Origin of the sequence: Klebsiella sp. 141153, assembly GCF_032601995.1 — a bacterium.
Taxonomy (GTDB): domain Bacteria; phylum Pseudomonadota; class Gammaproteobacteria; order Enterobacterales; family Enterobacteriaceae; genus Klebsiella; species Klebsiella aerogenes.
In genome coordinates, this window is sequence record NZ_JAQIRJ010000001.1 from 111,033 (window position 1) to 126,801 (window position 15,769).

At 57.4% G+C, this 15,769-nt stretch carries 11 protein-coding genes; 6 read left to right on the plus strand and 5 right to left on the minus strand.

Annotation, left to right across the window (positions count from 1 at the left end; genetic code table 11):
- Window positions 1-6 precede the first annotated feature (6 nt).
- Genes PGS10_RS00570 through pcaC form a run of 3 tightly spaced genes read left to right on the plus strand, consistent with a single transcriptional unit; the run spans window position 7 to window position 2,495 of the window.
- Window positions 7-1,359, plus strand: coding sequence for a 3-carboxy-cis,cis-muconate cycloisomerase (locus tag PGS10_RS00570; protein ID WP_316422210.1), 1,353 nt, complete (start codon window positions 7-9; stop codon window positions 1,357-1,359).
- On the plus strand, window positions 1,349-2,116 hold the full coding sequence (gene pcaD, locus PGS10_RS00575) for a 3-oxoadipate enol-lactonase (protein ID WP_045392362.1): 768 nt from the start codon (window positions 1,349-1,351) through the stop codon (window positions 2,114-2,116). The genes PGS10_RS00570 and pcaD overlap by 11 nt, the downstream gene beginning before the upstream one ends.
- On the plus strand, window positions 2,106-2,495 hold the full coding sequence (pcaC, locus tag PGS10_RS00580) for a 4-carboxymuconolactone decarboxylase (RefSeq protein ID WP_015705266.1): 390 nt from the start codon (window positions 2,106-2,108) through the stop codon (window positions 2,493-2,495). Before pcaD ends, pcaC begins: the two co-directional genes overlap by 11 nt.
- Before the next feature lie 154 nt (window positions 2,496-2,649).
- On the opposite strand, the gene PGS10_RS00585 is transcribed toward pcaC, so the two are convergent.
- The 3 genes from PGS10_RS00585 to PGS10_RS00595 all read right to left on the minus strand — a co-directional run bounded on the left by PGS10_RS00585 (window position 2,650) and on the right by PGS10_RS00595 (window position 7,629).
- Window positions 2,650-4,266 carry a mechanosensitive ion channel family protein gene (locus tag PGS10_RS00585; RefSeq protein ID WP_315710271.1) on the minus strand — a complete coding sequence of 539 codons (1,617 nt, stop codon included), beginning with the start codon at window positions 4,264-4,266 and terminating at the stop codon, window positions 2,650-2,652.
- Between the two features lie 149 nt (window positions 4,267-4,415).
- Window positions 4,416-6,068 carry a class I fumarate hydratase FumA gene (gene fumA, locus PGS10_RS00590; protein WP_316422211.1) on the minus strand — a complete coding sequence of 551 codons (1,653 nt, stop codon included), beginning with the start codon at window positions 6,066-6,068 and terminating at the stop codon, window positions 4,416-4,418.
- A gap of 55 nt (window positions 6,069-6,123) precedes the next feature.
- A complete protein-coding gene (locus PGS10_RS00595) occupies window positions 6,124-7,629 on the minus strand; it encodes an anion permease (protein WP_015366800.1) in 1,506 nt (501 codons plus the stop codon).
- 639 nt (window positions 7,630-8,268) lie between these two features.
- Between PGS10_RS00595 and PGS10_RS00600 the strand changes: the two genes are divergently transcribed.
- Together PGS10_RS00600 and PGS10_RS00605 are read left to right on the plus strand one after the other, a co-directional pair.
- The gene (locus PGS10_RS00600) at window positions 8,269-11,046 is read left to right on the plus strand and encodes a flavocytochrome c (RefSeq protein ID WP_213193970.1); all 2,778 of its coding nucleotides are present in this window, start codon (window positions 8,269-8,271) and stop codon (window positions 11,044-11,046) included.
- Between the two features lie 62 nt (window positions 11,047-11,108).
- Window positions 11,109-12,059 (plus strand): FAD:protein FMN transferase, encoded by a 951-nt coding sequence (locus PGS10_RS00605; protein ID WP_316422213.1) that lies wholly within the window; start codon window positions 11,109-11,111, stop codon window positions 12,057-12,059.
- On the opposite strand, the gene dcuR is transcribed toward PGS10_RS00605, so the two are convergent.
- Both dcuR and PGS10_RS00615 read right to left on the minus strand, forming a co-directional pair.
- Entirely contained in the window at window positions 12,040-12,759 is a 720-nt protein-coding gene (gene dcuR / locus PGS10_RS00610; RefSeq protein ID WP_047042881.1) for a two-component system response regulator DcuR, read from the minus strand. The two genes, PGS10_RS00605 and dcuR, sit on opposite strands and share 20 nt — an antisense overlap.
- Entirely contained in the window at window positions 12,756-14,372 is a 1,617-nt protein-coding gene (locus PGS10_RS00615; RefSeq protein ID WP_213797284.1) for a sensor histidine kinase, read from the minus strand. The genes dcuR and PGS10_RS00615 overlap by 4 nt, the downstream gene beginning before the upstream one ends.
- A 305-nt stretch (window positions 14,373-14,677) precedes the next feature.
- Here PGS10_RS00615 and PGS10_RS00620 point away from each other — a divergent pair, with 305 nt between their 5' ends.
- The gene (locus PGS10_RS00620) at window positions 14,678-15,598 is read left to right on the plus strand and encodes an N-acetylmuramic acid 6-phosphate etherase (RefSeq protein WP_316422214.1); all 921 of its coding nucleotides are present in this window, start codon (window positions 14,678-14,680) and stop codon (window positions 15,596-15,598) included.
- The last annotated feature ends 171 nt before the right edge of the window (window positions 15,599-15,769 follow it).

Sequence of the window (15,769 nt, forward strand, 5' to 3'; positions counted from 1 at the left end):
GTAGCGATGAGTTTGTTGACCCCCATGTTGCGCAGCAGTCCGCTAACCGACTGGTTTAGCGATGCGCAGCGGGTACAGGGCATGCTGGATTTCGAAGCCGCGCTGGCGCAGGCGCAGGCCGACTGCGGGCTGGTGCCGAAGGCGGCAGTCTCGCCGATAGTCGACGCCTGCCGGCATGCGCTTATTGATTTCGACGCGCTGGGACAGGCTGCGGCCAGCGCCGGTAATCTGGCAATTCCGCTGGTCAAACAGCTGACCGCGCGGGTGAAAGCGCAGGATCCTGACGCCGCGCGCTATGTCCATTGGGGCGCCACCAGCCAGGACGCTATCGATACCGGGTTTGTTTTGCAACTGCGCGGCGCGCTGGCGGCGACGGATAGCCTGCTACAAAGCCTGATTGATGCGCTTGCCGAACAGGCGCAGCGCTATCAGCATACGGTGATGCCGGGGCGCACCTGGATGCAGCATGCGCTGCCGGTCACGTTTGGCCTTAAACTGGCGGGGACGCTGGATGCGCTACTGCGCTGGCAGCAGCGGTTGATCGAGATGCGCCCACGGGTGCTGGCGCTGCAGTTTGGTGGCGCGGCTGGCACGCTTGATTCATTGAAACAGCAGGCGCCGCAGGTCGCGCAGGCGTTAGCGCAAACCCTCGAGCTGCAGTTGCCGGATACGCCATGGCATAGCCAGCGCGACCGTTTCCTCGAAGTCGGCGCCTGGTTCGCTGGCGTTTGCGGCACTCTGGGAAAATTCGCCAATGATTTTTCGCTGCTGATGCAAACCGAGGTTGCGGAAGTCGGCGAGCCGCTGGCGGAAGGGCGCGGAGGCTCCTCGACCATGCCGCACAAACGTAATCCGGTCTCCTGCGCGGCGATTTTAACCGCGGCGCAGTGCACGCCGGGGCTGGTCGCCACCCTTTACGCCGGTCAAATCCAACAGCATGAGCGCGCGCTCGGCGGCTGGCAGGCGGAATGGGAAACGCTACCGGAGCTGATTATGCTGGTGGGCGGGGCGCTGGCGCAAACTGACATGCTGGTGCGCGAGATGCAGGTTTTCGTGCATAAGATGCGTGCCGACCTTGATATTACCCACGGGCTGATTATGGCGGAAGCGGTGACCCTGGCGCTGGCGGAGTTTATCGGCAAAGCCGAGGCGCATCACCGTGTAGAAGCGCTGTGCCGCCAGGCTCTGGACAGTCACGGTTTACTTGTCGATCTGCTGGCGGCTGACCCGCTGGTCAGTCAGTATCTCTCCCGCGAACGTTTAAACATGCTACTGGATCCGGCAACGGCCACCGGTAGCGCCGAACGCTTTGTGCGCCAGGTACTGGCGCGTTATCAGGAGCAACGTCATGAATCTTGATTATCAACTCGACGGGCCGGAAGGCGCGCCGGTTATCGTGCTGTCGAACTCGCTTGGTACCACGCGCGCAATGTGGCAGCCGCAAATGGAGGCCCTGACGGCGAATTTTCGCGTACTGCGTTATGACACCCACGGTCATGGTAAAACGACGAAAAACGGCAAGGTGACCCTGGCGCAATTGGGTGAGGATGTGATTGCGCTGCTCGATCACCTAAATATCGACAAAGCGCTGTTTTGCGGTATTTCGATGGGCGGGCTGACGGGATTATGGCTGGCACGCTTTGCGCCGGAACGTTTTTATGCGGTGGCGGTGGCCAATACCGCGGCGCGGATCGGCGATCAGTCGGGCTGGCTTTCTCGCGCCCGCGCGGTACGTCAGGAAGGGATGGATGTGGTTGCCGCGGGGGCGGCGGATCGCTGGTTCAGCGATGCTTTCCGCCAGCGCGCGCCGGAGGTGGTCGAGGCATTATGCCATCAACTGACTCATAGCGACGCCGAAGGCTACGCTGCCTGCTGCGAAGCCCTGGCGGCGGCAGACCTGCGGGGGGAGGTCGGGCAAATTGCGATTCCGGTGCTGATTATTGCCGGAGAAAGTGACCCTGTCACGACTGTCGCCGACGCTAACTTCCTGCATCAGCAGATCGCCACTTCACAGGTGGTGGTGTTGAAGGCGTCGCATCTGTCGAACATTGAAGCGCCTGCTGCCTTTAACGCCGCGCTGAACGGCTTTTTGCTGGGGGAGCAAAATGGAAGATAAACAACGTTATCAGCAGGGAATGGAGGTTCGCCGCAAGGTATTAGGCGATGCTCACGTTGACCGTACTCTGCAGAATCTGACGCCGCTGAACGAGGAGTTTCAGGATTTCATTACCCGTTACGCCTGGGGAGAAACCTGGACCCGTCCAGGGCTCGATCACCATACCCGCAGCATGATCACTATTGCGATGCTGATTGCGCTGAACCGCGAGGCGGAACTTAAGATGCATCTGCGCGCCGCCTTTAATAACGGTGTGACCCGTGATGAGCTGAAAGAGCTGATTATGCATTCGGCGCTGTACTGCGGCTTACCGGCGGCAAACGCCACGTTGCACCTCGCGCAGCAGGTGTTTGCCGAGATTGACGCCGCGCAGGCGTAGCGGGGCGGCGCATTGCGCCTTGTACGGGCTACTAAATCGCACAGCGCTGTAGCCCCGGTAAGCGGTAGCGCTACCGGGGATTTTGAGTTGTAGGCCGGATAAGCGCAGCGCCATCCGGCATTGCCTGATGACGCTGCGTCGGCGTGGGACGACGTTACCTGTCGCGCTCCTGCGGCGCGACCGCCGGGGCGGTATACCAATCCTCTTTGGCGACCACCACCGCGCTTTTCGGTTGCATGACAAAATTGGGCGACATAATCTGCACGCCAAATTCGTTAAATACATCGATAATGCTGCTGTGCAGCGCGTTGCGCCCCTCCGGCAGCGTCGTTTCCGGTAACAGCCGCACCTGCAGTTCATACGACGTATACCAGTCGAGCAATCCCAGTTTGCGAACCACCGGCGCCACCTGATGATCCACTCCCTGGGCGCGGTGGGCCGCCAGTTCCAGCATCGCCTGTACCTGCCGCCACGGCGTGTCGTAACCAATGGTCACGCCGGTGGTGAGGTTGATTCCCTGTTGCGGGTCGCTGGCGCTGAGATTGGTGATTTTACCGCTGACCACCACCGCGTTCGGCAGGGTGACAATATAGTTTTCGCGGGTCAGGATTTTGGTCGCCAGCATGCCGATCTCGCTGACCTGGCCTTCGTTATCGGCGATGCGGATCCAGTCGCCTTTATGCAGCGCGCGGGTATAAATCAGCACCAGGCCGCTCATGGCGTGATTCATCACCCCCGCTGAGCCCAGCGTCAACATCAGACCGAAGAACACGCTAATCCCCTTGAAGGCCAGAGAATTTGCGCCAGGCAGGAAAGGATAGGCGGCGGAGAGCGCAAAAAGCCAGATAACCACGGCGATAAGCTTTCGCGTGGCGCCGACGGTTTCCGGATGCAGACCGGGGATCTGCAGACGTCCGGCGGCGACCTGATCCAACACCACCTTCAGCAGGCGGATGATAAACCACGTAATCAGAAAGATAAGCAGTACGATCATCAATCCCGGCAGCGCCGACACGATGGACAGCGAAATATCGCGAATCACCCCTACCGACCACTCACCGAGCGACTCTCCCCATACCCGGGTCCAAGGAAACAGGCTGAATACCCAACTCAGCCAAACATAACCCGCCAGTACCCCAAGCAGTATGACCAGCAGCGCGTATAATCGGCTTTCAATGTTGCCGAGAAAACGCCGCCAGTTATGCGGGATCAGGCTGCGCTTTTCGAGGATCCGCAGATGGAAAAAGCGCCTCACTCGCCGCCACGAACGGAAAGCGAGATAGCAGGCCAGGGCGAGGAGCAACGCGCCGGCGGCGGATTTTAGCGCCGCCAGCAGCAGATAGCGGGTATTGTACTGTTCGCGCAGCGACGTCCGCTGCGCTTCCATACGGGCAAGAACGCGCTGCGCCGCCTGATCGAGGGTCAGATCGTCGCCTTCATCGAGGTCCGCCTGGCTGAGTAACATGATGGGTTTGCCATTCATCAGGAACAGCCGCCCCGGCTGGTTGTAGCGGGTGACAGGCACCACCTGTAGCGGCTGGCTGATATCGGCCTCGGTAAAGGCGCGTAGCGTATTGCGGATGCGCAGAACCCGCTCTTCCGGCGTGGTCTGGCCGAAGGTGGCCTGCAGCATGACGATCGGTTGATGGAAAATAGCGACGGTTCGCGCCTGCTCGCGAGCGGTGGGCTGCTGACGCGGTTCTGCCGCCGAAAGCGGGAAGGCCAGCCATAGCAGAAAACACGCCGTTAATAACGCCTGGATCCTGTTCATATGCGACACCGGAAAAGGGGGAATTATTGTTATTTTTCAGCTGGTCAAACTCTGAACGGCTGCTGGATTGAGCATAGTTCAGCGTCGGGTGAATTCAAGAGTAAAGGGGGAGAATACGCCCGACGATGAGCCGCCGGGCGTGGAGGGAATTAGCCGTGTTGTTTACAACCGGCGCACTGCTGATTTTGGATCTGTTGGAAGAAATCGTTACCTTTATCATCAACGAGAATAAAGGCCGGGAAATCTTCGACTTCGATTTTCCAGATAGCTTCCATTCCCAGCTCCGGATAAGCCACGCACTCGAGGCTCTTAATGCTCTGTTGGGCAAGGACTGCCGCCGGGCCGCCAATACTACCGAGGTAGAAGCCGCCGTGTTTATGGCAGGCGTCGGTCACCTGCTGGCTGCGGTTGCCTTTGGCCAGCATCACCATGCTGGCGCCGTGCGATTGCAGCAGATCGACGTAGGAATCCATACGTCCCGCGGTGGTCGGGCCGAGGGAGCCGGAGGCGTAACCGGCCGGCGTTTTGGCCGGACCGGCGTAGTAGATCGGGTGATCTTTCACGTACTGCGGCAGCGCTTCGCCGTTATCGATAAGCTCTTTCAGTTTCGCGTGGGCAATGTCGCGGGCCACGATAATGGTGCCGTTAAGGCTCAGACGCGTGGAGACCGGGTGCGCCGACAGCTGTGCCAGGATCTCGCTCATCGGCTGGTTCAGGTTGATGCTAACCACATTGCCTTCGCCTTGCTGGCGCAGGTGTTCAGGGATGTATTTCCCCGGGTTGCTTTCCAGTTTTTCAATCCAGATGCCGTCGCGGTTGATTTTAGCTTTGATATTGCGGTCGGCGGAGCAGGAGACGCCCATGCCGATCGGGCACGAAGCGCCGTGGCGCGGCAGACGGATAACGCGAATATCGTGGGCGAAATATTTCCCGCCGAACTGCGCGCCGAGACCGAGATTTTGCGCTTCTTGCAGCAGCTCTTGCTCCAGCTGCACATCGCGGAAGGCCTGACCGTGCTCGTTGCCTGCGGTCGGCAGGTCGTCATAGTAGCGGGCGGAAGCCAGCTTAACGGTCTTCAGCGTGGCTTCCGCCGAGGTGCCGCCGATCACAAAAGCGATGTGGTAGGGCGGGCAGGCCGCGGTACCGAGGGTACGCATCTTCTCGACGAGATAGTTTTTCAACTTCGCCGGGGTGATTAACGCTTTGGTTTCCTGGTACAGATAGGTTTTGTTGGCGGAACCGCCGCCTTTCGCCATGCACAGGAATTTATATTCATCGCCGTCGACGCTGTAGAGATCGATCTGCGCCGGAAGGTTGGTGCCGGTGTTGACCTCTTTATACATATCCAGCGGCGCATTCTGCGAGTAACGCAGGTTGTCTTCGGTATAGGTGTTATAGACGCCCTGCGCCAGCGCGGCTTCATCGCCGCCGCCGGTCCATACGCACTGGCCTTTTTTACCCATGATGATGGCGGTGCCGGTATCCTGGCAGGTTGGCAGCACGCCTTTGGCGGCAATTTCGGAATTACGCAGGAACTGCAGCGCGACGTATTTGTCGTTTTCGCTGGCCTGCGGGTCGAGCAGAATGGCCGCGACCTGCTGCTGATGCGAGACGCGCAGCATAAAAGCGGCATCGTGGAAGGCCTGTTGCGCCAGCAGGGTTAACGCCTGTGGTTCCACTTTCAATACTTCCTGACCATCGAATTCGGCGACGGAGACGTGCTCTTTGCTGAGCAAATAGTATTCGGTATCGTCATGCGCCATCGGGAACGGGTCTTGATAAACAAAGGGTTTCGTCGACATATTCACATACTCCATAAAGATAAAAACCGCCGGGGGAAGACCCGGCGGTTATGAATCAGAACATCATGGACATCCACGGATAGCCAATCAGCAGCAGGGCGGCCAGGAAGATGGCGCCGAAGATGGTGCCGAGGCGCCAGTAGTCTTTGGTCGGCAGATAGCCGCTGCCGTAGTAAATCGGGCTCGGACCGGTACCGTACGGGGTGATGATGCCCATCACGCCCAGCGAGGTCACCATCAGCAGGACGAAGACTTGCATATTCATTCCCGGAATAGTCGAAGCGATGGTCAGCATGGCCGGCAGCAGCGCGGTAGTGTGCGCGGTGGTACTGGCGAACAGGTAGTGCAGCAGATAGAACGCCAGCAGCAGGACGATGGTCGCAACGCCCGGAGAAATACCGCTCATCAGCGCGCCGCCTTCTTTACCCAACCAGGCGATGAAACCAGTGGAGGAGAGACCGTCAGCCAGCGCGACCAGCGTGGCGAACCAGACAAAGGTATTCCACGCCGCTTTGTTGTTGGTGATATCGCTCCAGGACAGCACGCCGGTCCACAGCATCAGCACGATAACCAGCAGGGCAGCCAGCGCCGGTTCAATCCAGTCGGCGGCGAAGATCCACATCATCAGCGCGAAGCAGACGAACACCAGCAGCAGGATTTCATTGCGCGACAGTTTGCCCAGTTTCTCCAGTTCACGAGCGGCCCACAGCGGTACTTCGTTATTGATTTTAACTTCTGGCGGATAGAACCAGTACGCCAGCAGCGGCATGGCCAGGATCAGCAGGATACCGAGCGGCAGGAAGGCGATAAACCAGGTACCCCAGGAGATGTTGATACCGACGATGCTTTTTACCAGCGCCAGCGCCAGCAGGTTCGGCGCCAGCGCCGACAGGAACATGGAACTGGTGATACAGGCGGCGGTAATGGCTACCCACATCAGATAAGAGCCAATACGGCGTGCGCTCGGATCGTTAGGTTTAGAACCGTACAGCGGCGGCAGGTTAGCGATAATCGGGTAGATGGTCCCGCCGCTACGTGCGGTGTTGGACGGGGTAAACGGCGCCAGCAGCAGGTCAGCGAAGGTAATGGCGTAGCCCAGCGTCAGGCTGCGGCGGCCAAGATATTTTACCAGAATCAGCGCCAGACGGCGGCCGAACTGGGTTTTGTCATAGCCGGCGGCGAACATGAACGCGCCGAAGATAAGCCACACGGTAGAGTTGCCAAAGCCGCTCACCGCCCATTTAAATGACGCGCCGGCCAGCTTAAAGCTTGGCGCCGCCATCTGTTCCGGGCTGAACAGTAGCCACTGGCTACATAAAGCAATCACCACCACCCCGGTGATACCGATAACGGCGCCCGGCAGCGGTTCGAAGATAAGGCCGACGATGACGCCAACGAAGATAGCAAAATAGTGCCAGGCGAAAGGCGGTAAGCCGTCAGGCACCGGGACGAACAGCAGCAGTACGGCGACGATAATGGGCAACGCCATCATGATCAGACGTTTATACGCCGCGTTAGACGCGGCACCGGCAGGCGGTATGGTTGTCTTTTTCTCTTTCATAATGAGTATCTGCTAGTAGTTGAAAATACGGTTCCGTCTTCGCTTACAACACTCGATTTTTTTAGTTGCGAAAGTTTCTTTAATTATTAATTGTCGAGATTGCTTGTTGCTTAAACGGTTATTTAACGCGTTTTTCGCGGCGTTAAATTAAATTCATTGGGTATTTATATATTGCGCTTTCACGTTGCATTGCAATTGATCGAGATCAAAAAAAACAGGTGATCTGGATCTTTTTTTTCGTTTGGCAATAACCACATATGATGATGTGGTTATTATCCGCAAGAAACCTTAATTGTTAATGGAACGCTTAAAAAATAATAAATGGCTAAAGCAATTAATTATTTAAATTGTTGAAATTTAGTGTTTTATTTTTGTTTTGCGCGTTTTTCTAGCGTTAACAAAAGTGACCGAAATGTTATCATTCATTTGTATTATGTAAATACGATATATAAATTTAATAATACAATGGAGGTATTGCTGTTATTGCAGGTATTAAATAGTTTTTTAACTAACGTAATTAATTTAGTAACTAAAAAACACGCTATATTATTGGCATGACAACAGGAATGAAAATAAACAATCAATAAAATTTCCGTCACCCAATTCTGAATTTCAATATTTAAAATCTGGAGTATTAATATGACCAGTAACGAACGAATTCTGCAGCCATTTACTTTACCGAATGGGACTGAACTGAAAAACCGTTTGCTAATGGCGCCAATGACCACCTGCACCGGTTATTTCGATGGTACCGTCACCAGCGAGCTCGTTGAATACTATCGCGCCCGCGCCGGCAGCATCGGGACTATCATCGTTGAATGCTGCTTTATTGATGATTATGGTCTGGCCTTCCCGGGCGCTATCGGCATCGATAACGATGAAAAAATCGCCGGGCTGGCGAAAATCGCCGAAGCGATTAAAGCGGAAGGCTCAAAAGCGATTTTGCAGATTTACCACGGCGGTCGCATGGTTGACCCGCAATTGATTGGCGGTCGCCAGCCGGTGGCGCCGAGCGCCATTGCCGCGCCGCGCGACGGCGCCGCCATGCCGCGCGCCCTCAGTGGTGAAGAAGTCGAAGGCATGATCGCCAAATTTGGCGACGGCGTGCGTCGCGCGATTCTTGCCGGTTTCGACGGCGTCGAAATCCACGGCGCCAACACCTATCTTATCCAGCAGTTCTATTCGCCGAACTCTAACCAGCGTGACGATGAGTGGGGCGGCAGCCGTGACAACCGCGCCAGATTCCCGCTGGCGGTACTGGACATCACGCATAAAATGGCCCGCCAGTACGCTGACGATGCCTTTATTATCGGCTATCGCTTCTCGCCGGAAGAGATGGAAGTCCCGGGGATCCGCTTCGACGACACCATGTATCTGCTGGAGAAACTGGCCGCCCGCGGCGTCGATTATCTGCATTTCTCGGTTGGCGCGACGCTGCGCCCGTCTATCGTTGATACCAGCGATCCGACGCCGCTGATTGAAAAATACTGCGCCATGCGTTCTGAAACGCTGGCGCAGGTGCCGGTGATGGGCGTCGGCGGGGTAGTTAACGCAGCCGACGCCGAACAGGGCCTCGATCACGGTTATGACCTGATGGCCGTCGGCCGCGCCTGCATCGCCTATCCGGACTGGGCTTCACGTATCGCCGCCGGCGAAGAGCTGGAACTCTTTATCGACAGCACCCAGCGCGAGGCGCTGCATATTCCGGAACCGCTGTGGCGTTTCTCGCTGGTCGAAGCGATGATCCGCGACATGAGCATGGGCGACGCGAAATTTAAACCGGGGATGTTTGTCGAAACCGTTCAGGACGATGCCAACGAACTGGTCATTAACGTCAGCCTCGAAAACGATCGCATTGCGGATATCGAGCTGGCCGCAAGCCCAGTACAGAGCGTTGAATTTACCACCAGCTTCGAAGAGATCCGCGAACGTATTCTGACCGCCAACACGCCGCACGTCGATGCTATCTCCGGTGCGACCAGCCAGAGCGAAGCGGTGAAAAAAGCGGTGTCCAAAGCGATGCTGAAATCCAGCAAAGCGCTGGCCGCGGAAGAGGGCGGCAACGATGCCGCGCCGAAAAGCTATGACGTTGTGGTGGTGGGGAGCGGCGGCGCCGGTCTGGCGGCGGCGATTCAAGCCCACGACGAAGGCGCCAGCGTGCTGATCGTCGAAAAAATGCCGACTATTGGCGGCAACACCATCAAAGCTTCCGCCGGGATGAACGCCGCAGAAACCCGCTTCCAGCGCGTCAAAGGTATTCAGGACAGTAAAGAGTTGTTCTATCAGGAAACCCTGAAGGGCGGCCACAACAAAAACAACCCGCAGCTGCTGCGCCGTTTCGTTGAAAACGCGCCGCAAGCCATTGAATGGCTGGCGGACCGTGGGATTATGCTTAACGATATCACCACCACCGGCGGGATGAGTATCGACCGTACCCACCGTCCGCGCGACGGATCGGCGGTTGGTGGCTACCTGATTAGCGGTCTGGTGCGTAATATCACCAAACGCGGTATCGATGTGCTGCTGGATACCTCGGTAGAAGAGATCCTGATGCGCCACGACGAAGTGAGCGGTGTGCGTCTTATCAACGATGAACAAGAGATCATCGAAGTGCAGACCAAAAGTATTATCGTGGCAACCGGCGGCTTCAGCGCCAACAGCGCGATGGTGGTGAAATATCGTCCTGACCTCGAAGGCTTCGTGACCACCAACCATAAAGGGGCGACCGGTAGCGGTATCGCGCTGCTGGAACGTATTGGCGCCGGCACCGTGGACATGGGCGAAATTCAAATTCACCCGACCGTCGAGCAGCAGACCTCGTACCTGATTTCCGAATCGATTCGCGGCGGCGGCGCTATTCTCGTTAACCAGCAGGGGAACCGCTTCTTCAACGAGATGGAGACCCGCGATAAAGTGTCTGCGGCGATTATCGCGCTGCCGGAACACTATGCTTACATCGTCTTCGACGAGCATGTGCGGGCGAAAAACAAAGCCGCCGACGAGTATATCGCCAAAGGCTTCGTCACCAGCGCCAGCTCGCCGCGTGAACTGGCGGAGAAGCTGGGGATGGATTACCATGCGTTCCTCGCTACCCTGGAATGCTACAACGGCGCGGTGGAAAAACAGCACGATGAAGCGTTTGGCCGCACAACCGCGCTGCGCGCGCCGATTAACGAAGGCCCGTTCCACGCCATTCGTATTGCCCCAGGGGTGCACCACACTATGGGCGGCGTGACCATTAATACCGATGGCGAAGTGCTGAATGTGGCGCAGCAGCCAATTCGCGGCGCCTACGCCGCGGGTGAAGTGGTTGGCGGTATCCATGGCGGTAACCGCATCGGCGGTAACGCGGTCGCGGATATCATCATCTTCGGTACCCTCGCGGGCCATCAGGCGGCGAAACGTGCCAGAGGATAATAGGTAATTGCTGATGCCGGGCTGGCTTAGCCGCCCGGCTTATCCCTTCTAAGGAGAGCCCGATGTCCGATAACCGCGTCTATAGCTACTCCGCCGTGTTGATGGGCTCGCCCATCCTGCTCAAACTCTATTCCCACGATGAGGCACTGGCCTCCCGCGTATTTCAGTTAATTAAACGCTACGAAGATCTGCTCACCGTTAACCGCGCGCAGTCGCAGGTAATGAATATCAACCATGCCGCCGGGCGTCATCCCGTTACCGTTAGCCGTCCGGTTTACCAGCTGATTAAGTGCGCTAAAGCCGCCAGTATGGTGCGCGACAGCGCCTTTAATCTGGCTATTGGCCCGCTGGTTAAACTGTGGCGCATTGGCTTTCAGGGGCATAGCGTGCCGTCGGCGGCGGATATTGCGGCGCGGCTGCCGTTAACCCGCCCGCAGGATGTCATTCTCGATGACGAAAAGCAGAGCGTGTGGCTGGCGCAGGCCGGAATGGAAATTGACCTTGGCGCAATCGCCAAAGGATATATCGCCGACCGGGTACGCGATTACCTGGGCCAGCAGGGGATCGAACAGGCGCTGATTAATCTCGGCGGCAATGTACATACGTTAGGGGAATGGGCGATTGGGCTGAAAAAACCCTTTGCCGCGGCGCAGGAACTTGTCGGCTCGATTGCCGTTAGCGGGCAGTCGGTTGTCACTTCAGGCACCTACGAACGCTATTTCGAGCAGGATGGCAAACGCTGGCACCATATCCTCGATCCGCGCAGCGGCTATCCATTGGATAACGAACTCGACAGCGTCACGGTCATTTCCGCGGACTCACTGGACGGCGATATCTGGACCACGCTGCTGTATGGCCTTGGCGTGGAGAAGGGCTGCGCGGCGCTGCGCCAGCGGGACGACATTGAAGCGATTTTTGTCACCAAAAACCGCAACGTGATTCTATCGTCACCGCAGCGCATCCGCTTTCAGCTGCGCGACAGCGGCTACCAGATTACTGACTGTACTGCTTGAGCAGGCCGTACTGCTCGGCGACCAGCCGGTAGCGATACACCGGTCGGCCGGTCGCGCCGTAATGGATGGTGGTGTAGAGAATATTGATCTGCGCGAGCCAGATCAGATATTTGCGGCAGGAGACGCGCGAGATATTCACCGCCGCCGCCAGCTCATCGGTAGAAAACTCCACATCAGGGTGGCTGTCAATCCACTGGCACAGGGTGCGTAGGGTTTGCGCCGTTAAGCCTTTCGGTAGCTTACGCGCGTCAGCCGCTTCCGGCGCGCCGCCGTGCAGTAGACGATCGACATCCGCCTGCTCGTAATAGGGCTGGCCGGTCATCAGTTTGCGCTTTTCGCGCCATGCGGTCAGCGCCTCTTCAAAGCGCGGGAACTGGAAAGGTTTAATCAGATAATCCACCACGCCGTAGTGCATGGCGGTTTGAACGGTGGCGGCATCGGCGGCGGAGGTTATCATAATCACGTCGATGGCGCGGCCGCTGGCGCGAATGGTCGGCAGCAGATCCAGGCCGCTATCCTGCTGCATATAAACGTCCAGCAGTACTAAATCGATCGCCATCTGCGGGTCGTTAATCATCTCCTGGGCTTTGCCGAGCGTCGACGCGGTGCCGCAGCAGCTGAAACCGGGGATGCGCGCCACGTACAGGCGGTTCAGCTCGGCAACCATCGCATCGTCGTCAACAATCAATACATTTATCACGCTTTTTTCCTTTTACTATCCCAGGGCAGGTGAACAAAAAATTGGGTAAATACGCCAGGTTCGGACTCAACGGCTAGCGTGCCGCCGAGTTCGTGGAGCTGCTGGTTGGCGAGAAACAGGCCGACGCCGCGATTCTCGCCTTTGGTGGAGAAGCCCTTATTAAAAATGGCGTCGATATTGGCCGCCGGGATCCCCGGGCCGTCGTCGCTGACTTCACCGCTTAGCCAGCCATCCTGATAGTGCAATAGCAGGCTCACTTCGCCTTCCGCCTGGCCGCTCATCGCATCCAGCGCATTTTCAATGAGATTACCTAATACCGTTACCAGCACGGTGACCTGTTTTTCATTCGGGCAATCCGGCACCAGGCTTTCTTCGGCGAGGTTCAAGGTGAAGCCTCGCTCTTTGGCGCGCTGGATTTTACCAATCAGGAAGCCGGCGACCACCGGCGATTTTATCCGGTGCTGAATTTCGCCGATGTCGGCCTGATAGGCATGGGCGGTTTGCAGTACATATTCTTCCAGCTTGTCATAGCTTTTCATATTCAGCAGGCCGAGGATCACGTGCAGCTTGTTCATAAATTCGTGCGAAGTGGTGCGCAGGGCATCGACGTAGCTCATCATGCCATCCAGCCGTTGCACCAGTTGACTCATCTCGGTTTTATCGCGGAAGGTGCTGATGGCGCCGACGATGGCGTTCTGGCTGCGCACCGGGACGGTATTGCTAATCAGCAACAAGCCATTACAGCCGAGCGCGCGGTCATAGATGGGCTCGCCGCTGCGCAGAACTTCCTGCAGGTCCGCCAGCAGCGGGGTGCGATCGATGCTTTTATCCGGCCCGCTAAGTAACATGCCGCGGGCGGCCGGGTTAATTAGCGTGACCTGGCCGCTGCTATCCACGGCGATCACGCCTTCTTTGAGCGAGTGCAGCATCGCCTGACGCTGTTGGAACTGGGTAGAGATATCCTGCGGCTCCAGCCCCAGCAAAATACGCTTCAAGCCGCGCACCAGGCTCCAGGTGCCGATTGCGCAGACCAGCGCGCTGAACAGAATGGTCAGCAGGACGTCCCAGCGGCTATTGGCGATCTGTTCGTCGACTTTACTCAGCGAAATCCCCACCACCACCACGCCTATCTGTTGATGCTGTTCATTGAATACCGGGGTGAACACGCGCAGCGCCGGCGCCAGTACGCCGTGGTTAATCGCCACGTTTTCGCGCCCGGCGAGCGTCGGGCGGATATCCTCGCCGATAAACGGTTTACCGATGATGGCGCTATCCGGATGCGAATAGCGGATACCGCGCATGTCGGTCACAATCGCGTAAAGCAGATCGTTACGTCGGGTAATGGCCTGCGCCAGCGGCTGAATAATATTGCTCTGCGGCGGCTCGCTGAGGCCGCGCTTCACCTGCGGCATATCGGCCATGGTGCGCGCCACCGCCAGCGCCGTCTCTTTTAAGCCGTCGCGGGTGGCGTTGCTGATCTGCATAAACCATAGCGCGTAGACCAGCAGTAGCACCGCGCCGATAACGCTGCCAATCATCAGCGTGACGGCGGTGCTTAATTTCAGGCTGCGGGCGCGCTTACGGGTGGGCGGCTGTAGCTCGGCTTCCTTCATGACAACCCCGGTCAATTCGTTGAACGATCATTATCGCCGATAGGTCGGCTTTCATAAAGCCGTGTAATAACAGTAAAACCGGCTTACCGGGTATCCGCTGCCTGACATGCGTAGCCCTCATGCTCGGATAACGCGCAATCGCGCCGCGATTAGGTGTCGAGTGAACAAACTGTGACCCCCGTGGCGGTAAAGCCGTGGATGAAGGCTTTACACTGGCCGCATCAATCAAATAGCCGTGATGAATGAATGGATATGTCAGTGCTATTGATGTAGCCGCAGTGAGTTCGGTTTTAAATGGAGGTTTTATGAGCAGTAAGCCAACCGCATCAATGCTGGAACGACGCCACCCGCAAACGCGCCATATCGATACGCTCGCCACCCTCGATATGCTGACCCTGCTGCAGCAGGATAACAAACAGATAGCCGTCGCCATCGATGCCTGCCTGCCGCAGATTACCCGGCTGGTGGATAACGCCGCGGCGACCCTGAGCCGGGGAGGACGGCTGGTGATCATTGGCGCCGGGGCATCCGGGCAGGCGGCGTTGCAAACGGTTAATGACTATTCCCCTGAAGCCAATCACTCACTGGTGGCGATTATCGCCGGCGGCGAAGAGAGCTCGCTGCAGGCGGCCGAGATGGCGGCTAACGATTATGACGCGGGCGTGCGCGATTTGCAGCTACATGCCTTCAGCGCCAACGATATGCTGTTGGCCCTTTCCGTCAGCGGCAAAACACCGTGGGTGTGGGGAGCCATGCGTCACGCCTGGTCGCTGGGAGCGCCGATTGCGCTACTGACGCAGCTAAGCGACAGCGAGGCTGCGCAGCTGGCGGATATTATTATTGCGCCGCAGACCGGGCCGGAGGCGGTAGCCGGTTATGGCAATCCGAAAGCGCAACTGGCGCAGCGGCAGATTCTCACCCTGTTAACCACCGGCCTTGCGGTACGCAGCGGCAAAGTGTTCGGCAACCTGCGCGTTGATCTACAGGCAACCAGCCCGCGCTGGGAGGAGCGGCAAATCGCCATGGTGATGGCCGCCGCAGAGTGTACGCGCGCGCAAGCCAAAGCCGCGCTGGCCAGTTGCAATCAGCATTGTCGGACGGCGATTCTGATGCTGATGACGGGGCTTGATGCCTGGCAGGCGCGGGATCTGCTCAGCGAAAACAACAACCATCTGCGTATCGCCCTGGGTGAAGCGCAAGAGAAAACGCCATGTAACGTCAATTAATTTCCTCGCCGCGCCGGTTTGTTAAATAACTAAATAAACCGGCGCTATATTTCTTATCGCCTGAATAATCCTGCTTTTTTTGCCGCTATTTTCACAATAACCGCCAGTGAAATAAATAAACTGCTTTTTTAAGTTAAAAAACTGTTTGCATTAAAATATCGAAGTGTAAAT